The organism is Chryseobacterium sp. SC28 (genome assembly GCF_003932955.1).
Lineage (GTDB): Bacteria > Bacteroidota > Bacteroidia > Flavobacteriales > Weeksellaceae > Epilithonimonas.
In genome coordinates, this window is sequence record NZ_QOVY01000014.1 from 15,460 (window position 1) to 37,421 (window position 21,962).

Consider the following 21,962-nt stretch of genomic DNA (forward strand, 5'->3'; position numbering starts at 1 on the left):
TTATGGAGTTGAAAAGCTATTTTTCTAAATTCCTTCCTAAAAACAGAGCACAAAAACTTTCGGAAAAAGATATTCTTTTTCGCAAAAACATTTCAAACATCGTAGGCTACAATATCCACGATTTGGAAATCTTTAAAGAAGCATTTTCTCTGAAATCTTCTTCAAAAACTTCAAATAGAAAAAACTACGAACGTCTTGAGTTTTTAGGGGATTCTGTTTTAGGAACCATTATTTCTTGCCATCTTTTTCAGACCTATCCGAACGAAAACGAAGGATTTCTGACGCAGATGAAATCCAAAATCGTCAATAGGAAAAACCTGAACAAATTGGGCGATGATCTTAAACTGTGCAGCCTCCTCCAAACCGACACCGGCCAAACCCTCCTCAGCGAAAACATCTCCGGAAATCTGCTGGAAGCCCTGATAGGCGCACTTTATCTCGATATCGACTATGAGTTTTGCAAGAAAATTGTCTTGGACAGGATTCTGACACCTTCCACCATCAATAAGTTGGAGAATAAAATTATCAGCTACAAAGGTCTTCTCTTAGAATGGAGTCAGAAGAAGAAGATTTCTATCAAATATGAGACTTGCGAAGAACTCCTGCCTAACAAAGTTGCCGTCTTTCGCTGCTATGTCTGGCTTGAGAATGCAAAAATCGCCAATGCGGTAGAAGCTTCCAAAAAGAAGGCAGAAGAGAAAGCGGCTCAAAGAGCCTTCTATGTCTTGAGTAAAAAGGAAAATATCATTGAAAATCAAAAAACGATATCTTAAACTGGAAGAAGATCGTACCGAGATCAACATCGGATTGATTAGGCTTGCAAAACCAATCCCGGAGCACGAATTGTTTTTTAAAATCAATAACCTCAATACTTTTAAATTCTCAAGAATCAGCGATATTCTAATAAAAGGCGAATATTACGACCATTATTTTTCCCGCTATCAGGCGTACAACAAGTCTACCAAAGATTGCTACAGTTTCATCTCCAACAAATCCTTATTGTCTGTTGAGAAAAAAGTAGCAGATCAACTTTTTTCAGATGAATCCAATATTAAATTTCTACTAAATCTGCACCCCGATGTGGATTACATTTTAACCAATACCGATATGTTTGCGGATTTTTCTTTAATTTTACTGCCGGAAAATCTGGTATTTCAAATCCAAGAATATCCTTTGAGTTCTGAAGAAGAACTTTACCACTTAATTCAATATTATGAATAAAAATCTCAAGAAAACAAAAATCATTGCCACGCTGGGACCTGCATCTTCCGACAAGGAAACAATGCTCCAGATGATCCAGTCCGGTGTGGATGTATTCCGAATCAACTTTTCGCACGCCGATTACGAACTGGTGCTGAAAAATGTCAATATCATCCGCGAGATCAACAAAGAATATGGCTATTCTGTGGCTATACTGGGCGATCTACAGGGACCGAAACTGAGAGTAGGCGTCGTAAAAGAAGGATCCTTCCTTAATCCGGGTGACATCCTGACTTTTACCAATGAAAAGTTGGAAGGCGACGCCACGAAGGTTTATATGACCTACGAAAAGTTTCCTCAAGATGTAAAAGTCGGAGAAAGAATTTTGATTGATGATGGCAAACTGGTTTTTGAAGTAATCGAAACTAATAATATCGACACCGTGCGAGCAAAAACGATTCAGGGCGGACCGCTGAGCTCCAAAAAAGGCGTCAACCTGCCCAATACCAACGTGTCTCTCCCGGCGCTTACCGAGAAAGATATTGAGGATGCAAACTTTATGCTGGATCACGAGTTTGACTGGATTGCATTGTCGTTTGTGCGCCACGCGCAGGACATCGTGGATCTAAAAAATTTGATGGCCAAACATCCTAAAAACCAACATAAAACACCAATCATTGCAAAAATCGAGAAGCCCGAAGGCGTTAAAAACATCGATGAAATCTTATTGGAATGCGACTGTCTGATGGTTGCAAGAGGCGATCTGGGTGTGGAAGTACCGATGGAGCAAGTGCCTGTGATCCAAAAAAATCTCGTCAATAAAGCAAGGCTCTATGCCAAACCTGTGATTATCGCTACGCAGATGATGGAAACTATGATCAACATCATGACGCCAACCAGAGCGGAAGTGAATGATGTGGCTAACTCCGTTTTGGATGGTGCCGATGCCGTGATGCTTTCCGGTGAAACTTCGGTAGGAAAATATCCGGTGGAAGTCATCAAAACTATGAGCAAAATCGTCAAAAATATAGAGAAGACGCCACTGTACTCCAAATTAAATCACGTAATAGAAGAGAAAATCAATTGTGTGGATGAGCGTTTCATCACAGATAAAATTTGTCGTTCTGCAGTGGATGTCGCCAAATCTACCGGCGCCGAAGCTATCATTACCTTGACGGCTTCCGGCTACACGGCGTTCCAGATCTCCGCACACCGACCCACATCGCATATCATTGTCTTCAGCAATAGCAGACGCGTGATTACGATGCTGAATCTTCTGTGGGGCGTGAGAGCTTTTTACTATGATATGGAAAAATCTACTGATGAAACCGTGATTCAAGTGAATATGTTGACGCACAATTTCGGCTTTGTAGAGCAAGGAGACTATGTTGTAAACCTGAATGCTATGCCGGTACAGAACGGCGGAAAAACTAATACAATGCGATTATCTACCATCTAAATAGATCATTCTTTGCCGACAAAAAAATCCCGATCAAGATAGACTGTACCCAAAAGATTAGACACTTTTTGGGGGCAGTCCAAGCTCGGGATTTTTATTTTCCGCTGAAACAGATCTGTTGAAGAATGCTAAAAGTAAAGAATGCGCACACCCGCACACCGCGCGAAATATGAAAACTGATTTTTTCGCCGGAATAATATATATAATTTAATATTTCGTTAAATTGCGGCATATTAATAGACCTTAATAATGAAACTATACTTTAGTATTAATTTCGGAACAAAAGTTGGCCAAAGGCTTGTCCTGCGCCTCTACGACGAGAAAAACGAGTACCGCGACCACGACTTGATCTATTCCGAAAATAACAACTGGATCACAGAAATTGATTACTTCTCAAAGGCAATTCGGTACAAATATCTTTTATTAAATGAAGAAAATGTTGTTCTGGATCAGGAAATCCCTCAGCATCACCTAAATCTGCCGAACAGCTTCAAAGAATTTGTCATTTTTGACCATTGGAATCTAAAGAACTTTCCCGAGAATTATTTGACCAATAAAATCCTGCAAAATCAAATGTCGGATTTCAAACCGGGAAAATTATCGGTTGTAAAAAAGCAAACCCACCTCTTCCGAATAGAAGCGCCGCTCTATCGTCCCGATTGGCAATTGGCACTGATAGGAAATGTAGATGCCTTGGGCAATTGGAAGTCTAAGAACGCCGTAGAACTCGTGCAGACCGATTACGGTGTTTGGGAAATTGGTCTCGAGATCCCAACCCATCAAACCGTACTCTACAAGTACGCCATCAAGAACAAAAATACCGGAGAATTATTTTACGTAGAGCAAGGCGAGAATCGTTGGGTTTTCGGCAATCCGACCAAGGATATCTTGTATGTGAAAGCGGATCACTATTTTAAATTTAATAACGAAACCTTGTGGCATTCTGCAGGCGTGGCTGTCCCTGTTTTCTCACTCAGGACAAGCGATGGCTTTGGCGTGGGCGAATTTTCCGATATCAAAAAACTCGCCGATTGGGCGCACGAGGCGAGGCTCTCTGTGATTCAAATTTTGCCGATCAACGATACTACGGCCAATTACTCTTGGACGGACTCGTATCCTTATGCTTCCATTTCGGTTTATGCATTGCATCCCCAATATCTATCGGTCGAGAAACTGGATTACGCCTTACCGAAAAAATTAGTAAACGACTATGAAGAAGAGAAGGCAGAACTTAATGCATTGCGGCTAATCGATTACGAACGGATGATTGCCGGAAAGTGGAAATTTATAAAGGCAATCTTCGAAGATCATCAAGAGGACATCTTGAAGGACAAAAACTTTAAGAAATTTATTAAATCTAATGAAGAATGGTTGATGCCGTACGCGGCATTTTGCATATTGCGAGACAAATACAAAACTCCCAATTTCAATCATTGGAAAACGCACAAGAAATATGTTGCAGGCAAAGTCGGTTCATTATATTTACCAAAACACAAGGAATATTTCAGTCTGATGCTCCACGCTTGGGTACAATACCAGCTGCATTTGCAATTGCAAGAGGCAGTGGAATATGTCCATCAATTGGGAATTTCCGTAAAGGGTGATCTTCCAATCGGAATCTATCGATATTCGGTAGAAGCCTGGCGTGAACCTGAACTTTTCGGAATGGATTTCCAGACAGGAGCACCGCCGGACCAATTCTCGGAAATAGGGCAAAACTGGGAATTCCCAACCTATAATTGGGAGGTGATGAAGGCGGACGGCTATCAATGGTGGAAAAAACGTTTCAAAGTTTTGGAACAGTATTTCGATGCCATGAGAATCGACCATATTCTCGGTTTTTTTAGAATATGGAGAATGCCGGTTTCTGCCACTCAAGGTTTGTTGGGCTATTTTTATCCCGCTGTTCCCGTAACCGAAAAAGAATTTTTTGACAGGCAAATTCCTTTTAATTACGACCGATATGTCAAGCCTTATGTGAACGAGCCTATTCTGTGGGAGAATTTTGGAGAAATGAAAGAAAAAGTGCAAAATCACTTTTTCGATAGCCGGCACAATGGTATCTACACCTTCAAACCGGAATACGACACCCAGCGAAAATTAAGCGATTATTTCCAAAAAGAGAAATGGGATTGGATAGAAGAAAAACTAATCTCGCTGGCGGCGAATGTTTTATTCGTAACCGAGGAAACGGAGAATGGCATAGTCTATCATCCAAGGTTTAACATAGGCAAAACGTCGTCCTTCAAATATCTGCCCGATTGGGAAAAAGCGAAGCTGGGCGACCTCTACAACGATTACTTCTTCCGACGGCAGGACGGGCTCTGGTATCAGAAAGCAATGGAAAAATTACCCGCATTGCTGAATTCTACCAGCATGTTGATTTGTGGCGAAGATTTAGGTTTGGTTCCCAATGCTGTGCCTGCCGTGATGGATCGGCTTGCGATTACCGCGCTCAAAATTCAAAGAATGCCTATTGATAACCGACTCTGGTACGATCCCAAAAACGCAACTTATCTCAATGTTGTAACCACCTCGTCTCACGACACCTCAACTTTGAGGCAATGGTGGCACGAAGACAGGAACCTGACGCAAAAATATTTCAATGAGCAATTGCGTCAATATGGAACGGCGCCTTGGGATCTGTCGCCCGAACTGTCGGAAATGATTATGAAACAGCATCTTTATACGGAAGCGATGCTTGCCATTTTTCCGATACAGGAATTTTTTGCCACAGATCAAAATTTGATGAATCCCAATATGGATGAAGAAAGAATTAATGATCCCTCGGTTTTTCCGTATTACTGGCACTACAGAATGCATTTAAAACTCGAAGACCTGAAAGAGCAAGCAGCATTTAATCAAAAGATTGCCAGCTGGATAGAAGGGAGCGGACGATATTAAAGACTCTGCAGCGAAACACAAATCTGAAAAAAATTGAAATCGGAAATATCGAAGTTCTATCTCGGTAGCCGACTTCGTGATAAAATAAAAAAACAGCCTCCTCACCGTTCAACACCGTGAGGAGGTTCTTTTTTAGTGGAAATAATGCGATTGACTGTCAGTGCTTAATCTCTGTTTTGATTTTTATTTTAAAATATTAATTCTTTGGACTTTAACTTTTCCCAATAAGCAACATCCAAAAGACAGAAAGTTGAAATCCACAATTAAAACTTTTGAATAATTTAAAATAAAATGAAAAAGATATTTTTTAGCTTCGCGCTCTTCTTGGCAACTTTGACTTTTGCCCAAGATTATTATGACACTTATCCAACCGAATATAATGGATACGAATATTACGACAGCTCCTACAGCTATCCTGATGAATATTACTATAATTATCCAACCGATTATTATCCGGATGCGTATTATCAGGGATATTATAATGATTATCGCAATGCCGTTGTTTCGGTTAACTGGAATCAGTTTTTTGTACAGTATCACCTGACGCCTATTCAAATCAATCAAATTATAATCCTGAATAAACGTTTTGCGTCTTTTAACGTTTGGAATTCTTACTACAGATGGAATCCCAATAGATGGTATTACGACAGGTTTTATGCTTTGCAGAGAATTTTGGGACCTCAGGTTTTTGTTGTTTATCAGAATGTTTATTTCCGAGGCGCTAGCCCGTTTGTCTATTACAGAAACCGATGTGTCAATTTCTATGCACACCGCTATCCGGTGCGACCCGTTTACAGAAATGTCAACATCAATGTTTACAAAGTAAATCCTACGTATTTCAAAGAAAGTTTCCGAACTGCCGGAAGAAACAATAATATGATCAGCCCAAGCAGGAGTAGCGGGGTGGCCAATCCATCTGTAAGAACCGCGAAAACAACCGGCGGAGTAAGAACTGAAAACAGTGCGGCAGCCAGACAAAGCAATTTTGATGACAACAGAAATCAGGGCGAAATCCGAAGTAGAAGATCAAGCCAGGCTTCTCCGGAGGTTCGAAATCAGAACAACAGTATGAGAGAAAATTCAAACTATGTACGAAGATCGCAAAACTCCGATAACCAAAGAAGTGCTGTTTCCCGACTTGGAACCAATACCCGAAATTCCGGCGCGCGCTTTACCTCAAGATTAAATTAACACAGTTTAACAATGGTCGTTTTTAACCTGAAAGCCCGTTTGACATCAAACCTGCATATTATAAAATCAAATCAAATATAAAATCGAAATCAAAATGAAAAAATTAATTTTAAGTGTAGCATTTCTCGGACTTGGAGTCTTTGGATTTGCACAACAAACAAGCAAAGCAGATAAGGCTCAGAAAAGAGCGGAGCATCTGCAGCAGATGAAGCAGGAATTAAATCTTACCGATGCTCAAGTTGCACAATTGAATGCCTTGCACGAGGCCAATGCAGCCGAGAGACAGCAGGAGATGGCCTCGAAAAAGGCTGAAAGAATGCAAAAAATGCAACAAAACAACGCCGAGCTCCAAAAAATCCTGACACCGGAGCAATACAAAAAATATCAGGATATCAAAGCTAAAAAAATGGCAGAAAAAAAAGCAAACTTCCAAAGCAGAAGAGCCGCTACAACAGTGACAAAATAAGTGGTTATTTTCCCGACTAAGTTCATAAGATCCGTCTCTCAGTCTACAGAGAGGCGGATTTTTTAATTTATTCCTAATAATCTAAAGGTTGATACTAAATTTTATAACATTTGGCATCCATCAAAGAAAATGTTTCGTTATTGTCTTTTCTAAAGATATATTAATTATTTATCTTCGTTCCAATATTAATAATAATGCAAAACTTCCCATTTTTCTTCCTTCTAATTTCGTCTTATGCTTTCTCTCAATCCCTTCAAACCCCTTTCGAAAAAAGAAACGGAAACCAAACCGTCACGTTTGATGAGATGAGAAATTATTATCAAAATTTGGATAAAGAATTTGAAAGCATCACTTTTCAGACAAAAGGCGAAGATGACAACGGTGCGCCAATCGATGTGGTGATTTTCAATCCGACAAAACAAAGTTTTGAAGAAGCGAGAAAAGGGAAATCGGTTTTGTTTGTCAACAATGGCATTCATCCAGGTGAGCCGGACGGCATTGATGCCACGATGATGCTAATGCGAGATTTGGCTACCGGAAAAATCCAAGCGCCGAAAAATGTAATCATCGCGTCAATCGCAAGTTACAACGTCAGCGGAATGATGAACCGAGGCCGTTTTTCCAGAGCCAATCAAAATGGTCCGGAGGAATATGGTTTTCGCGGAAATGCTCGGAATTATGATTTGAACCGAGATTTCATCAAAACAGATTCAAAGAATTCACGAAGTTTCCAGCAGATTTTTCAATGGCTGAAACCTGATGTTTTCATAGATAATCACGTGAGCAACGGTGCAGATTACCAATACACCTTCACTTATATTTCGACCAATAAAGAACGATTGGGAAATGTTCTCGGCAATTATTTCAATGGCGAAATGCAGAAAACACTTCTGGAAAATCTTGAGAAAAAAGGCATTATTTCCGTGCCTTATGTCAACATTCACGGTGATGTTCCGGATGGTGGGTTCCCTGCGTTCATCGATTCTCCGAGATATGCGACCGGTTACACAAGTTTGTTCAATACCATCGGAACCGTTGTGGAAACACATATGCTGAAGCCGTACAAAGATCGTGTGAAAGTGACTTACGATTATATGGTCGATAACATTAATTATATCGATGAAAATTACAAAACCATTCAGCAAAAACGAGTCGAAAATCTGAAGCAATACAAAGTCGGAAACCGATATGCGATTGCCTGGAGACTTGATTCTACAAAATGCGAAACGATTGATTTCAAAGGTTTTGAAGCGAAATATAAACCAAGCGACGTTTCCGGAAAAACCAGACTTTGGTACGATAGAAAATCACCGTTTTCCAATCCGGTGAAATATTACAACACCTACGTGCCGGCAAAAGAAGTCACCATTCCAAAATATTACGTCATCCCACAATCTGAATGGAAAGTTATTGATTTACTGAAACTTAACCAAATAAAAATGATTCCGATAAAACAGGATTCTGCGATTGTGGTGGAAAGTTACAGAATCCAAGATTTCAAAACCGTTCCCAATCCTTACGAAGGTCATTATCTGCATTATGACACATTTGTAACCAAAGTTTCGGGCAAAATGAATTTCCGAGCCGGCGATTTTCTGGTTGCGCTGAATCAGGATGGCGTGAAATTTCTCTTAGAAACTTTGGAGCCGGAAGCCGTAGATTCTTACTTCAATTGGAATTTTTTTGATGCGATTTTGGGTCAGAAAGAATATTATTCGCCTTACGTTTTCGAAGATACAGCGGCCAAACTTCTCAAAGAAAACAAAGCTTTGAAAACCGCCTTCGAAATGGAGAAAGCCATCAATCCAAAATTCGAACAAGACGGAGAAGCGCAGCTTGATTGGGTTTACAAACATTCCGACTATTACGAGAAAACGCATCGGCTTTATCCGGTTTTTAGGATTGATTAGAATAATTGGGCAGCTTTTCCGCCGCTGTTTAAATATCTCAACTTAAAAACCCAGCCTTCTTAAAAACCAACCTCCCCCGCCTTTCGATTTGCCATTCAACAAAAACTTAGTATTTTTGAGGAAATTACGTTGAACAAAACCTTCAAGGTTTCAAAAACCTTGAAGGTTTAATTTACAAAAAACTTAGTATTTTTGAGGAAATTACGTTGAACAAAACCTTCAAGGTTTCAAAAACCTTGAAGGTTTAATTTACAAATCTTTATGAAAAAAACTGCTTCTTTATTTTTCATCGTTTTCTCACTACTCATTTCGGCGCAGCAAAATGCTTATTATCAGCAATATGCAAAGTACAAAATGGATATTGATGTAGATGCTGCCAACTTCACTTACCAAGGGAAACAAACTTTGCAATATCAAAACAATTCTCCGGACGAGCTGAAAGTTGCCTATTTCCATTTGTATTGGAATGCCTTCAAAGCGGGTTCTATGATGGATCAACGCGTGCAGTCTCAAGCCGTGAATGCCGATGGAAGACTGGCAAAAAGAGTGGGGAATACGGTTGTTTCCAGATTGGCTTCGATTCCGAAAGAGGAAGAAGGGGCGCAAAACATCCGCTGGATCAAGCAAAACGGAAAAGATTTGAAATTCGAGATTCAGGGAACGGTTATGAAGGTTTACCTTGCAGAAGCCATCAAACCAAATTCTTCCACCACTTTCACAATGGAATGGGATGCTGTGATCCCAATGCAAATCCGAAGAAGCGGACGCAATAACCGCGAAGGCATCGATATGACAATGACGCAATGGTACCCAAAAATCGCCGAATACGATTACGACGGTTGGGCGGCTTTCGATTATGTGGGGAGAGAATTTCACGCCCCGTTTTCTGATTATGAAGTGAATATCAAAATCGATAAAGACTATGTTATCGGCGCAGGCGGAAATCTGGAAAATCTGGGAGAAGTTAAAGGTTATGAAGCCGGTGCAGCTATTAAACCGGACATCGCTAATAAAGTAACGTGGAAATGGACTGCTAAAAACATCCTCGATTTTGCCTGGGCGGCAGACAGAGATTACACCGTTGAAAGTTTTCCAATTCTTGACGGACCAAAGGTTTACCTGGTTTATCAAAAATCTGAAAAAACGAAATATTGGTCTGAGCTTCAACCTTACATTACAAAATATTACCAGTTGATGAACGCCACTTTCGGCCGTTACAAATGGCCAAGCTATTCCTTCATCCAAGGTGGCGACGGCGGAATGGAGTACGGAATGTGTACAATGGTACTGGGAGAAGCAACAACTCTTGAAGGACTTTGTGGACTGCTGTTTCACGAGGGCGCACACTCTTGGTTTCAGCAAATGCTGGCGACCAATGAAAGCGTAAGACCGTGGATGGATGAGGGTTTTACGCAATATGCAGAAGATTTTGTCTCCTACAGATTGTTCCCACCCAAAGAATCTCAACCCAATCCTTTTATTGGAGCCATTAAGGCCTACGCCAATTTTGCGAAATCTGGGAAAGAGGAGCCGGCGGTATGGCTGGCGGATCATCACGATAACGGAACGGCTTATACTTATGCAAGTTACATCAAGGGCGAATTGTTTTTGGTGGAATTGGGATACATCGTTGGTGAGGAAAATCTCAACCGAATTATGTTGAAATATTACGACGACTGGGCGATGAAACATCCGACCGAAAGAGATTTCGTTCATATTGCACAATTGGTAACCGGAATGGATTTGAAATGGTTTCAGCATTATTGGATCAACACGACGAAAACCATCGATTACGGCATCAAGAATGTAAAATATGACCCGGAATCTACCACCGTCACGTTGGTCAATAAAGGCGGCGTTCCGATGCCGATTGATTTTAGTATTTTGACAAAAGATAAGAAAGTGGTCAATTATAACATTCCATTGAATCTGACAAGAACTTGGAAAACGAAAGACATCTACGGGACGTTCAAAACATTACCATACTGGAGCTGGACGCAGGAAGATTACACCTTTACAATTCCTTACACTAAATCTCAGTTGTCAGCCCTTGGGATAGATTTTTCGCAGCGTTTGGCTGATGTAAATCAGGAAGATAATTATTTCGAAGTGAAGTAATAATTTAACATTGTATCAATGATCATCAAATTTAAGCTTTTCAAATATTGATAAACTGTCTCATTTTTTAAATTGGTAAATTAAAAATAAATGAATTCTATCGTCATCAACATCGGCAACACCAACATCCGGTTCGGATTGTTCAACAATGATAACTGCGACATCTCGTGGGTCATCAATACAAAACCTTACAAAACCACGGACGAACTGTATGTCCAGATCTTAATGCTCTACCAAACGTATAGAATTGATCCTCAGAAGATTGAAAAGGTCATCGTCGGATCTGTGGTTCCTCAGTTGACGAAAGTCCTCAGTAGCAGCATCAAAAAAATTCATAGCCATCTTCCAATCATTGTGGACAGAAATAGCAAATCGGCTGTCAAGCCCAAGTCCAAACAAATGGGAACCGATATTTATGCGAATCTTGTAGCCGCTCATAATCTCTATCCCGGAAAAAAGAAGATCGTCATCGATTTTGGAACGGCTCTTACAGTGAGTTGCCTGGATGAAAAAGGCGAAACGCTCGGCGTTATCATCGCACCCGGAATTGTCACCTCGCTTAATAGTTTGGTTCACGAGACCGCGCAGCTGCCGGAAATCGAATTGGTGAAGCCCAAAACGGTTTTAGGATTGGATACCGTTTCCTGTATGCAAAGCGGGATGGTCTATGGCTATCTCGGTATGGTAGAGGGCTTTATTGATCGGATAAATGATGAGGTGCATGATGATTGTTTCGTCATCGCCACGGGCGGGGTGAGCCACGTTTACAAACCTTTGACAAGTAAAATCAATATTGGGGATAAATTGCATACTTTGAAAGGTCTTTATTTTCTTGGTAAAGATCTGTAACTATCTTTTATTTTTAAAGAAATCTTTCACGATCTGTGAACATTCATTTTCCAAAATCCCTGTTATCACTTCCGTTTTCGGATGAAGCGATAAGCCTTTTTTAATAAAACCTCGTTGCTCATCTCTGGCGCCAATAACCACTTTCGTAATCTGTGACCAGCTGAGCGCTCCGGCACACATTACACAAGGTTCTAAGGTAACGTATAACGTACAATTCTGAAGATATTTGCCGCCGAGATAATTTGCCGCAGAAGTGATGGCCTGCATTTCTGCGTGTGCCGTTACGTCGTTTAAGGTTTCTGTAAGGTTATGGGATTTTGCAATAACTCTCCCGTTTGAAACGATAATGCAGCCGACGGGGACTTCTTCTTTTTCCAAAGCCAATTCGGCTTCCCGCAATGCCATTTTCATAAAATATTCATCGGTGAACATCAGATTGCCATATTTTCCGACCGCGTAAGGTCGGCAATGCTGGTATCAAGAATCGGAAGCATCTGATCCCGGACGTTGATTAATAATCTTCTGATACTGCAAGTCGCTTCGTCTGCGCAGTCGATACATTTTTCATAAAAATTGAGCGAGGCACAAGGAAGCATCGCCACAGGTCCATCCACAATTCTAATGACATCCAAAACCTTGATATCGGCAGGATTTTTCATAAAGGTATAACCGCCTTCGGCACCTCTTTCGCTTTTTAGAATGTTGTTTTGCTTCAATTCCCGCAGGATTTGCTCGAGGAATTTGAGAGGAATATGTTCGCTTTCCGATATTTTTTTGGCAGAGAACAGTGAAGAATTGTCTTTCCTATTCAGGAAAAGAAGCGTTTTGATAGCGTATTTGACTCTTTTAGAAAGCATACGGTAAAATTAATCAAAAATTTCCAACGCAGAAATATTTTAAAATGCAAGCAAAAAACCGCCTTGTTACTATAACAGGGCGGTTTTGTAAATGATCTTAATTTTACTTTAAGGAAAAGTAACTCCGCTGTAAGAGTTAGGATTTACCATAGGAAGATTGGATCTATATTTTGAGTTGATGGCTTTCAAAAATTCGTTCGCTACAATTGCATATCCGCGCCCGGTGAGGTGAACGCCATCGAGCGAGAAGGCTCCGCCGGTAATAAATCTGGTTGTATATCTTACGCCATCCCATTGTATTCCCGATGCAGAGTTGAGTTCCACCATTTTAGCATTCATATTTACAGATGCCAATCCATACGACGAGGCCAAGCTTGCGATAGAGGTGTTATAGGCATCGATGGCCGTTTTGACGAGCGCGGCTTCGGTTTTGGTGAGGACGTATTGATTTTCCAACGGATAGGAAACACCATTCACATTGATGCTGGCCGGTGCACTAGGATTAGTCGTTGCAATTACCGCACTGGCCGTTAGCAGCACGTAATCTTGTGCTGTAGCCTGTCTTGCCTGCCCATAGATTTGGCCAAATGCCGCTGCTGTTGAAGCGCCTAAGGAAGGTGTAAGAGCGGCCGTAAGTTGGGCGGATAAGTTGGTCAATGATGTATCTTTAATCAAAACCGGATTGGAGGAAGTAGAAGACAACAAATTAATTCTATCTCCTGCTCCAAAGGCTGTCAAAGCTTGCTTCAGCGGGCCATACAGGCTTGCGTTCAGCGTCGCAAGATTAGCACCCAGAGCCTGCGGGGTCAAAGGATTATACGGAACGGTGGTAAAATAAGGAATGGAAGTTACATAAGGGATGTTGGCAATAATACCTTTTGTAGATCCGGCGGCTTTCAAAGCATCCAATACGGCTTGGATAGATCCTGCCACTACATTCGGATCCGAGATGTCGTTTGGTCCGTACGATGCGGGATTTAGATTTCCTTTCTGGTCAATCCCGGATCCACCGCTCGAAGCATAACCCAACACATCATTGTTCCCAATCCAAAGCGAAAAGAATGTCGGTTTTTGGGCGGCAGCGTCTCCGGCAACAGTAGAGGTGCTGCTTGTCGAAAACCTTACATAGTAGGGATTTGCGGTTCCCGTCAATATGCCATTAATGTCCCCGTATCCGGGTGCGACCAAGTGATAGGACTTGGCACCCGGAATCCCCATATTGTTAATTGTTCCGGTAAGTTTTATGGCAACATCGGTAGTGGGTGTTGCTGCAACATTTTTCAAAACAGGGCTTCCGTTTGAAAAAGATTCTATGTAAAGTTTTGTGGGCTGGATGACGGTTGTTCCCAGCACCATTCCGCCGTTGTTATCTGCCATTAAAGGCTGTCTAAATTCTCCTCCGCCAGCGAGTTTCATTTGATTGGCGATAAGATTTGGGTAAGATTCATTTTGCCCGTCGATATATAAGGCATTGTCTCGGAATCCGGAAGTTAAAGAATTGCCAATAGCTATATATTTGGAAAAATCGGCCTCTCCGGAGGTTACAACCACATCTTCCGTGCTGTTATCGAAATCTGTCTCGCAACTTAATGTAAATAAAAGTGACGCGGCTATTGTTGATATAAATATCTTTTTCATAATTATTCTGTTATTTAAAATGCGTTGTAAGATAAACCTAAACCAAAGTAGAAGATGTCTGCTTTCGCTTGCCCATATAAATCGTAATAGGAATTTTTAACCTTTCTGCTTTCCGGCATTGCATAAGCTCCGGAAATATCTACACTGAGTTTGTTAAATTTCAGCCCGACACCTCCAGTAATCACATAATTATCAAATGAGGGCGTTTCCGGGATGAAGTTTTCATCGGTGTAGGGAGATTCATCGAAGTACCAGCCCAATCTTCCGGCGATCATATCTGAAAACATATACTGCGTTCCCACACGGAAAGTTCTCGAATTTTTGAAATTTTTGGGAACCACCGAAACAGTTGGATCCGATTGGTTGCCAACTGGGGCATTGCCAAAGTCCAAAGTCAACTTATTATATCTTGCCCACCCGTGATAATTAAAATCTGCAGAGATTAACCATTTTGGTGTCACTTTATAAGTCGCTCCCAATGTAATTTCATCTACTAAAGGAAGGGTTGCTTTGAAAGAATCGACGCCGCCCGTACTTGCCAAGCCTATGCTCGGATATAATGCTGGAGAAACAGTGAAAGTAGCTTTTCCTTCTTTTGCTTCCATGTCCACCGGCGATCGGTAGGCCACGCTCACATCCCACTTACTGTCCGGTTGGAAGTAGAATCCAAAACCAAAACCGTTTCCCGTAGCTTGGTCGTCATATAAATTTAAATCTCCTCCCAATTGGGTTACTCTTTTTGTCCAATCTATTTTACCTGTAGCATAGATGTAGCTCGCTCCAAAAGATGCCCACGGTGCCAGCTTTACAGAAATCATTGGTTGGAAGAAAAAACTTTGCAATTCTAATCTTTCCACAATTTCGGCGCCATCCCAAGCAGTAGGCCATTCTATGGTGCTGCCGAATGGTGTGCTGAAACTAAAACCCACGGAAAGTTCGTCCAGCACTTTATAAGCGACCGCAGCATAGATAGGCGTACCTAAAGGACTATCGGTTTCCGTCTGTTGCAATGTTCTGGTATTTTCGAAAGTGATCTTATTGGAAACTCCAAAACCACCCGCTGCTACGCTTAGTTTTGCAGGGATAAAAGAAATTCCCGCAGGATTGAAAAACGCAACACTTGCATCTTCTGCATGAGCGCTGGTGTGAGCCATTGCAAGCTGCTTTACGCCTTGAAGAGATACTCGGAACCCTCCTGCGTATGACATTACACCGGCTGTTAAAGCCATCGTTATTAAAATTCTTTTCATAATTATTATTATTAATGTTCCAAATTTATAATTATTTTGATAACGACCATAAAAAAACATAAAAAATGTTAAACATTGCTATTCTATGAATAATTGTTTAGTTACTTATTTTTATTAAATATGTGATAATGTGTATATTATATTAATCTTATAATACTTCCTTTCAGCTCTTTAATTTTAAACAATAGAATGCAAACCATAATAAATGGCTATTTTCTAAATTATTTATATCACAAATAAATGCAAATGTAGATGTCTATTTGGCAATATTAATCATTTATTAACTTAAAATTAACAAAAAAGCATTTTTAAAAAATATATTCCTCAAGCTTAAATAAAATTTATATTAACTTTGCATCCAGACATAAAAAAATCAAAAATATGAGTTGTGGATGCAAAACATCCGGCGATTCTTCCCACTCTTGCGGTACGAAGAGTACCGGTGGTGGGTGCAGCAGTGTGGATACTTGTGGCAATAGTTATAAATTAAGTGTTTTCGACTGGCTTTCCGACGTTAACCCATCGGGTTCCAAAAGTTCAGAATATGTGGAAGTTCGTTTTAAGAATGAACGTAAATTATATTATAGAAACGTCAACAACTTGCCCTTACATATAGGAAGCATCATTGCGGTAGAATCAAGTCCGGGTCACGATATTGGCGTTGTAAGTCTTTCGGGAGAGCTGGTAAAAGTCCAGATGAAGAAGAAAAATGTACACGCAGACACCCTTCAAAAGGTCTATCGCCTTGCGAACCAAAAGGATATAGAAACTTGGCAAGAGCTTAGAAATAAAGAAAATGCAATCAAAGTGGAGGCACGGAAAATCGCTTATGGTCTCAATCTTGAAATGAAGATTACCGATGTGGAATATCAAGGCGACGGCTCCAAAGTCACCTTCTATTACACCGCAGACAACCGCATCGATTTTCGTGCTTTGATTAAGGAATATGCCGCTGCTTTCCGCACCAAGATCGATATGAAGCAAATTGGTTTCCGGCAAGAATCTGCAAAAGTAGGCGGCATCGGCTCTTGCGGGCGCGAGCTGTGCTGCTCCACTTGGCTCACAGATTTCCGCTCCGTCAATACCAATGCGGCAAGATATCAGCAACTGAGTATCAATCCGCAAAAATTGGCCGGGCAATGTGGCAAACTCAAATGTTGTCTCAACTATGAATTGGACGCTTACCTCGATGTTTTGAGAGATTTTCCACCTTCAAGTACTGTTCTGAATACCGAAAAGGGAAGAGCGTTCTGCATAAAGATTGATGTATTCAAAAAGAAAATGTGGTTTGCTTACGTTGAAAACTCGATGGCGTGGTACGATATTGATATCTATGAGGTTCAAAAAATGATCGCCATCAACAAGAAAGGAGAAAAGTGCCAAGCGTTGGAAGATCTGAAAGTAGTCGAAAACCGGATGGTCACCTCGGATCTCATCCAAGAAAACAGAATGGATCGCTTCGAGAAAAACAACGAAAAAACAAGACCTCGCAACACCAAAGATAGGAATCCAAACCAACCACAGGACAGCAGAAATCCAAAACAGCAGGATAATAGAGCAGCCAGACCAGCGGATCATAAAAATCCAAGACAGCCGGACAACAGGAATCAAACCAACGAGCAAAGGGCAGTGCAAAATCGAGACACAACTCCGAAAGTTCAGCAGACCGATCGGCAGGCAGCGGAAAATAAAACACAGAAAAAACCGTTCAAAAAACCGAAAAAGAAATTTCCTCCCAAAAATGAAGGTAATCCTTAAATCGATAATTTTTGCAAGCGTTTTTTTATCTTTGATGTCCTGCCAAGATCCCAACGAGCAGGTGCTGATGAATGACGTGGATGATGACTGGAGAAAAAACGACATCCAAAGATTTGATTTTGAAGTGAAAGATGCCCCAAACCTTAAAAATCTGATGATCGTTGTCCGGAATAACAATGATTATCCATACAGCAATCTAAGACTCATCGCAAACATAGAGCATGATAAAAAGACCATCGCTACCGACACCCTTAACTATATTTTAGCAAAGCCAAACGGCGAGTGGATTGGTTCGGGGTTCGGCGAGACCAAGGAAATTATTTTTCAGTATAAACTCAATTACAAGTTTCCTCAAAACGGGAATTATTCTATCAAACTGGTTCAAGCCATGAGAAGAGATACCTTGCCCGGAATAGAAGATATAGGAATTAAAATTCAAAACCTTAAGCCATCATTTATTAATGGAAAATAAGAAGACTGAACACAAAACTTTTCCTCTGCCCAAAAAGAAAAAGGATCCATCTGCTGTCCAAAAATGGATCAAAATCATTTGGCTCGGCTTGTTGGTGATCGTATTAGGAATTGCAGCTACGTTTTTCGCTGTTTCCCAAGGTTTTCTTGGCGATATGCCGGATGTGAAAGAGCTGGAAAATCCCGATATCTACGTCGCATCCGAAATATATTCGTCAGATAATGTTCTTTTAGGAAAATTCGAAAAAGAAAAAACGCGACCGGTGACGTACAGCCAGTTGCCACCATTCCTCGTCTATGCTTTGCAGGCAAAAGAGGATGAACGCTTCAAAGAACACTCCGGCATCGACCTCAAGTCTATTCTGCGAGCCATCCTGTTTGGTGGCGAAAGAGGCGGCGGATCTACCATTACCCAGCAATTGGCAAAACTTCTTTTTACAGGAAATGCTTCTCAAAACAAAATTCAAAGAATTTTTCAGAAATTGAAAGAATGGAGCGTTGCCGTTAGTCTGGAAAAACGCTATACAAAGGAAGAAATCGTTGCATTATATTTTAATAAAATGGATTTCCTTTTCAATGCGAAAGGAATCGAAATGGCATCCAGAGTTTACTTCAACAAATCTACCAGTCAATTGACTTTGCCGGAAGCGGCCACATTTGTTGCAATGCTGGAAGCACCGCGAAGAAATAATCCTTACAGAAATCCCGAGAGAGCCAAAGTCCGCAGAGATTTGGTTCTAAAACAAATGCGGGACACCGGCTATATCGATGATGCAACCTACGAAAAAGCGGTGGCGACACCCATCGTTGTAGATTTTCACGAGATCAAAACCGTGGAAGACGGATTTTCTTCTTATTACAAATATTATCTGAGGAAAGAAATTCAGCAATATCTCGATGCCTATGAGAAAGAAACCGGCAAAGAACTGAATCTTTACAAAAACGGTTTGAAAATCTACGTTACCTTAGATTCCAGAATGCAGCGCTATGCAGAAGAAGCCATCAAAGAGCATTTGACCAGTCTGCAAAGAAGTTTTGACGCCGAGATGAGACGCAATCCCAACCGGCCATATTATTTTCTTTCGAAATCTCAAATTAATTCCTTAATGATGGCATCGGTAAGGAGAACGGGCCGATACAAGCAACTAAAAGCCGAAGGAATGCCGGAGGACTCCATTATGATGGAGTTCCATACGCCGGTGAAAATGTCCAGATTTACTTGGGCGGGTGAAGAAGAAGTGGAGATGTCGCCTTGGGATTCCATCCGCTATCACAAGCAGATTGCGCAGGCAGGACTGATGTCTATGGAGCCGGCAACCGGCGATATCAAAGCTTGGGTGGGAGGCATCAACTGGGATCATTTCCAGTACGACCACGTGAAGCAGGGTAAGCGGCAGGTAGGATCTACCTTCAAACCATTTGTGTACGCCACGGCGATCATGCACCTTGGGATGACACCTTGCTCTACGGTTTCCAACGCCAGTTTTAATAAAGGAAGTTACCACGTGCCGGGAAGAGGCGGAATGCTGACGCTGAAAGATGCACTTGCACACTCTCAAAACCCGGTAGCATTGCGATTGGCAGAGATGGTGGGTACCCAAAATGTCATCCAAACAGCGAGAGATCTGGGCGTAACTACGGAAATCTCCACCAGCTTGCCGATGGCTCTGGGAACTTCGGACATTACAATTTACGAAATGCTGGGTGCGTACAGTACCTTTGCCAACTTCGGGAATTACACCAAACCGGAAATGATCTGGAGAATAGAGGATGCCAACGGACGTGTCATCAAAGAAGTGAAGCCCGTCGTAAAAGAAGTGATGAACGAGATGTATGCTTACACGATGATCGATCTGATGAAAGGCGTTACCGAATACGGAACCGCATCCGGCGAATTAAGACGACGAGGAATTCCGGCAAGTGTAGAAATCGCGGGCAAAACCGGCACCACGCAGAACAACTCCGATGGGTGGTTTATGGGAATCGTTCCAAAACTGGCGACGGGAGTCTGGGTCGGNAATCTTTGAATATCAAACCGGACGACAAATTTGTAAAACCGGCCAATTGGACGGGCAGCTGCTCGGATCTCAATAATCTCAGAAACGGATATGGCGATGAAGGCGGATTCCGTACAATCGATGAACTCAAAAATCCAACCCAAATCGTCCCGGAAAAACCTGTGAAGAAAGAAGATCATTCCAACGAAGCTCTTAACGCCGGAGATGAGGTGGACTTTAACAAATAAAAAATTATAGCCCGCATTTCTGATGCGGGTTTTTTATACCGATGAACCTCAATCTCATTACTCAAAAATTCACCAAAATATTCCCGGGAGATTTCTCGGGAAATACGATGCAGAGGCAAACACCCGAAGTGATGTTTTGCACCGTCAAACCTGCACATTTTAATGATGCCGAATTAATCGATTTTAATGAAAAATTATCGGAAGAAATTGGACTTGGAAAAATCGAGGATCAAACTGACAAAGATTTTCTTGTCGCGCAGAATCTTCCGGAAAACATAGAAACGTACGCCACCGCTTATGCCGGCCATCAGTTCGGGAATTGGGCCGGCCAATTGGGTGACGGAAGAGCAATTTTCGCAGGAGAAATTATTAATAAAAATCGTCAAACCGAAATCCAATGGAAGGGAGCCGGCGCAACGCCATATTCCAGAAATGCAGATGGACGAGCCGTTTTGCGTTCCTCGATTCGGGAATATCTGATGAGCGAGGCGATGTATCATCTCGGCGTTCCCACAACGCGCGCTTTGAGTTTGTCCAAAACTGGCGAAGATGTGATTCGTGATATTCAATATTCCGGAAATCCGCAAAAGGAGCAAGGCGCCGTCGTCGTTCGTACCGCAGAATCCTTCCTCAGATTCGGACATTTCGAATTGCTGTCTGCCAGAAAACAAAATGAACTTTTGAAGCAATTAGCAGATTATAGCATTGAAAATTTCTTTCCGGAAGTTCAATCAGAAAATAATTCCTCAAAATATATCGACTGGTTCCAAGCCATTTGCGACCGCACTTTGAGGATGATTATCCATTGGTATCGCGTTGGGTTTGTTCACGGTGTGATGAATACCGATAATATGTCGATTCTGGGTTTGACGATCGACTACGGCCCGTTTTCTATGATGGATGGCTATGATTTGGAATTCACGCCCAACACCACCGATCTGCCGGGAAGAAGATATGCTTTCGGAAAGCAAGCTCAGATTTCGCATTGGAATCTGGCGGCTTTGGCGAATGCGATTTTTCCTTTGATTAATAATCAGGAAGTTTTAGAAAAGATTCTCGACGGTTTTGGCAGACAGTTTTGGGTGAAGCACGACCAAATGCTCGCCCAAAAATTTGGTTTCGATGAGGTTTTGGCTGAGGATGAGAAATTCTTCACAGAATGGCAGCAGATGATGCAGGATCTGAATCTTGATTATACCTTATTTTTCCAAAACCTTGAAAAGCCAATTTCGGAGTTTAAAGTTGAAGATTTCAAAGATGCTTTTTATCGAAATCTTAATGAAAATGAATTGAAAAAATTATCAGATTTCATCGAAAAATATCGGCAAAGAAAACTTAAGAATAAAATCTCGGAATCTGAATCTTTCCAATTAATGTCAAAGACAAATCCGAAATTCGTGCTCAGAAATTTTCTTTTGTTCGAAGCCATTCAGGCGGCGGAAAATGGGAATTATGAGATGTTCTTCCAACTGAAAAAAGCATTGGAAAATCCTTACGAAATCCTCTATCCGGAGTTCAATCAAAAGCGACCGTCGAAGTATGATAATCAGACGGGTAGCAGCCAATTGTCTTGCAGTTCTTAGTAGTGTTTTTGAGAGAAATGTAAGTAATAATTTTCTATCTTTGTTATCATCAATCTTTAGCAC

General features: G+C 41.3%; 16 protein-coding genes and 1 pseudogene. 13 read left to right on the plus strand and 4 right to left on the minus strand.

Annotation, left to right across the window (positions count from 1 at the left end; translation table 11 throughout):
- Window positions 1–2: 2 nt before the first annotated feature.
- From rnc to DTW91_RS09020, 9 genes are all read left to right on the plus strand, one after another.
- On the plus strand, window positions 3–773 hold the full coding sequence (gene rnc / locus DTW91_RS08980) for a ribonuclease III (RefSeq protein WP_125203053.1): 771 nt from the start codon (window positions 3–5) through the stop codon (window positions 771–773).
- Window positions 748–1,221 carry an IPExxxVDY family protein gene (locus DTW91_RS08985; protein ID WP_125203054.1) on the plus strand — a complete coding sequence of 158 codons (474 nt, stop codon included), beginning with the start codon at window positions 748–750 and terminating at the stop codon, window positions 1,219–1,221. Before rnc ends, DTW91_RS08985 begins: the two co-directional genes overlap by 26 nt.
- Window positions 1,214–2,659, plus strand: a complete 1,446-nt coding sequence (pyk, locus tag DTW91_RS08990; RefSeq protein ID WP_125203055.1) for a pyruvate kinase — start codon at window positions 1,214–1,216, stop codon at window positions 2,657–2,659. The genes DTW91_RS08985 and pyk overlap by 8 nt, the downstream gene beginning before the upstream one ends.
- 249 nt (window positions 2,660–2,908) lie before the next feature.
- Window positions 2,909–5,563, plus strand: a complete 2,655-nt coding sequence (locus tag DTW91_RS08995) for a 4-alpha-glucanotransferase (protein WP_185144765.1) — start codon at window positions 2,909–2,911, stop codon at window positions 5,561–5,563.
- A 291-nt stretch (window positions 5,564–5,854) separates the two neighbouring features.
- Window positions 5,855–6,754: a hypothetical protein gene (locus tag DTW91_RS09000; protein WP_125203057.1), complete on the plus strand. Its 900-nt coding sequence runs from the start codon at window positions 5,855–5,857 to the stop codon at window positions 6,752–6,754.
- A gap of 94 nt (window positions 6,755–6,848) precedes the next feature.
- Entirely contained in the window at window positions 6,849–7,220 is a 372-nt protein-coding gene (locus DTW91_RS09005; protein ID WP_125203058.1) for a Spy/CpxP family protein refolding chaperone, read from the plus strand.
- Between the two features lie 194 nt (window positions 7,221–7,414).
- Window positions 7,415–9,130 (plus strand): hypothetical protein, encoded by a 1,716-nt coding sequence (locus DTW91_RS09010; protein WP_125203059.1) that lies wholly within the window; start codon window positions 7,415–7,417, stop codon window positions 9,128–9,130.
- A gap of 261 nt (window positions 9,131–9,391) precedes the next feature.
- Window positions 9,392–11,248: a M1 family metallopeptidase gene (locus DTW91_RS09015; RefSeq protein ID WP_125203060.1), complete on the plus strand. Its 1,857-nt coding sequence runs from the start codon at window positions 9,392–9,394 to the stop codon at window positions 11,246–11,248.
- A 90-nt stretch (window positions 11,249–11,338) separates the two neighbouring features.
- Window positions 11,339–12,097 (plus strand): type III pantothenate kinase, encoded by a 759-nt coding sequence (locus DTW91_RS09020; protein WP_125203061.1) that lies wholly within the window; start codon window positions 11,339–11,341, stop codon window positions 12,095–12,097.
- Here DTW91_RS09020 and DTW91_RS09025 read toward each other — a convergent pair whose 3' ends face one another.
- The 4 genes from DTW91_RS09025 to DTW91_RS09040 all read right to left on the minus strand — a co-directional run bounded on the left by DTW91_RS09025 (window position 12,098) and on the right by DTW91_RS09040 (window position 15,842).
- Entirely contained in the window at window positions 12,098–12,529 is a 432-nt protein-coding gene (locus tag DTW91_RS09025; RefSeq protein WP_125203062.1) for a nucleoside deaminase, read from the minus strand.
- The gene (locus DTW91_RS09030; protein ID WP_125203063.1) at window positions 12,529–12,954 is read right to left on the minus strand and encodes an RrF2 family transcriptional regulator; all 426 of its coding nucleotides are present in this window, start codon (window positions 12,952–12,954) and stop codon (window positions 12,529–12,531) included. Before DTW91_RS09030 ends, DTW91_RS09025 begins: the two co-directional genes overlap by 1 nt.
- Before the next feature lie 108 nt (window positions 12,955–13,062).
- A complete protein-coding gene (locus DTW91_RS09035; RefSeq protein WP_125203064.1) occupies window positions 13,063–14,592 on the minus strand; it encodes a G-D-S-L family lipolytic protein in 1,530 nt (509 codons plus the stop codon).
- 14 nt (window positions 14,593–14,606) lie between these two features.
- Window positions 14,607–15,842, minus strand: coding sequence for an OmpP1/FadL family transporter (locus DTW91_RS09040; protein WP_125203065.1), 1,236 nt, complete (start codon window positions 15,840–15,842; stop codon window positions 14,607–14,609).
- A gap of 381 nt (window positions 15,843–16,223) precedes the next feature.
- On the opposite strand from DTW91_RS09040, the gene ricT reads away from it, so the two are divergent.
- From ricT to DTW91_RS09060, 4 genes and pseudogenes are all read left to right on the plus strand, one after another.
- On the plus strand, window positions 16,224–17,600 hold the full coding sequence (gene ricT, locus DTW91_RS09045) for a stage 0 sporulation family protein (RefSeq protein ID WP_125203066.1): 1,377 nt from the start codon (window positions 16,224–16,226) through the stop codon (window positions 17,598–17,600).
- Complete coding sequence (locus DTW91_RS09050; RefSeq protein WP_125203067.1) at window positions 17,584–18,072, plus strand: gliding motility lipoprotein GldH; 489 nt, start codon at window positions 17,584–17,586, stop codon at window positions 18,070–18,072. The genes ricT and DTW91_RS09050 overlap by 17 nt, the downstream gene beginning before the upstream one ends.
- Window positions 18,062–20,316, plus strand: a pseudogene (locus DTW91_RS09055) (transglycosylase domain-containing protein). Before DTW91_RS09050 ends, DTW91_RS09055 begins: the two are co-directional and overlap by 11 nt.
- A 41-nt stretch (window positions 20,317–20,357) precedes the next feature.
- On the plus strand, window positions 20,358–21,899 hold the full coding sequence (locus DTW91_RS09060; RefSeq protein ID WP_125203068.1) for a protein adenylyltransferase SelO: 1,542 nt from the start codon (window positions 20,358–20,360) through the stop codon (window positions 21,897–21,899).
- The last annotated feature ends 63 nt before the right edge of the window (window positions 21,900–21,962 follow it).

Coding starts and splice junctions, on each gene's coding strand:
- DTW91_RS09040 (WP_125203065.1), bottom strand. CDS start 15,842: ATGAAAAGAATTTTAATAACGATGGCTTTAACAGCCGGTGTAATGTCA.
- DTW91_RS09035 (WP_125203064.1), bottom strand. CDS start 14,592: ATGAAAAAGATATTTATATCAACAATAGCCGCGTCACTTTTATTTACA.
- DTW91_RS09020 (WP_125203061.1), top strand. CDS start 11,339: ATGAATTCTATCGTCATCAACATCGGCAACACCAACATCCGGTTCGGA.
- DTW91_RS09015 (WP_125203060.1), top strand. CDS start 9,392: ATGAAAAAAACTGCTTCTTTATTTTTCATCGTTTTCTCACTACTCATT.
- DTW91_RS09030 (WP_125203063.1), bottom strand. CDS start 12,954: ATGCTTTCTAAAAGAGTCAAATACGCTATCAAAACGCTTCTTTTCCTG.
- rnc (WP_125203053.1), top strand. CDS start 3: ATGGAGTTGAAAAGCTATTTTTCTAAATTCCTTCCTAAAAACAGAGCA.
- DTW91_RS09000 (WP_125203057.1), top strand. CDS start 5,855: ATGAAAAAGATATTTTTTAGCTTCGCGCTCTTCTTGGCAACTTTGACT.
- pyk (WP_125203055.1), top strand. CDS start 1,214: ATGAATAAAAATCTCAAGAAAACAAAAATCATTGCCACGCTGGGACCT.
- DTW91_RS09025 (WP_125203062.1), bottom strand. CDS start 12,529: ATGTTCACCGATGAATATTTTATGAAAATGGCATTGCGGGAAGCCGAA.
- ricT (WP_125203066.1), top strand. CDS start 16,224: ATGAGTTGTGGATGCAAAACATCCGGCGATTCTTCCCACTCTTGCGGT.
- DTW91_RS09005 (WP_125203058.1), top strand. CDS start 6,849: ATGAAAAAATTAATTTTAAGTGTAGCATTTCTCGGACTTGGAGTCTTT.
- DTW91_RS09050 (WP_125203067.1), top strand. CDS start 17,584: ATGAAGGTAATCCTTAAATCGATAATTTTTGCAAGCGTTTTTTTATCT.
- DTW91_RS08995 (WP_185144765.1), top strand. CDS start 2,909: ATGAAACTATACTTTAGTATTAATTTCGGAACAAAAGTTGGCCAAAGG.
- DTW91_RS09060 (WP_125203068.1), top strand. CDS start 20,358: ATGAACCTCAATCTCATTACTCAAAAATTCACCAAAATATTCCCGGGA.
- DTW91_RS09010 (WP_125203059.1), top strand. CDS start 7,415: ATGCAAAACTTCCCATTTTTCTTCCTTCTAATTTCGTCTTATGCTTTC.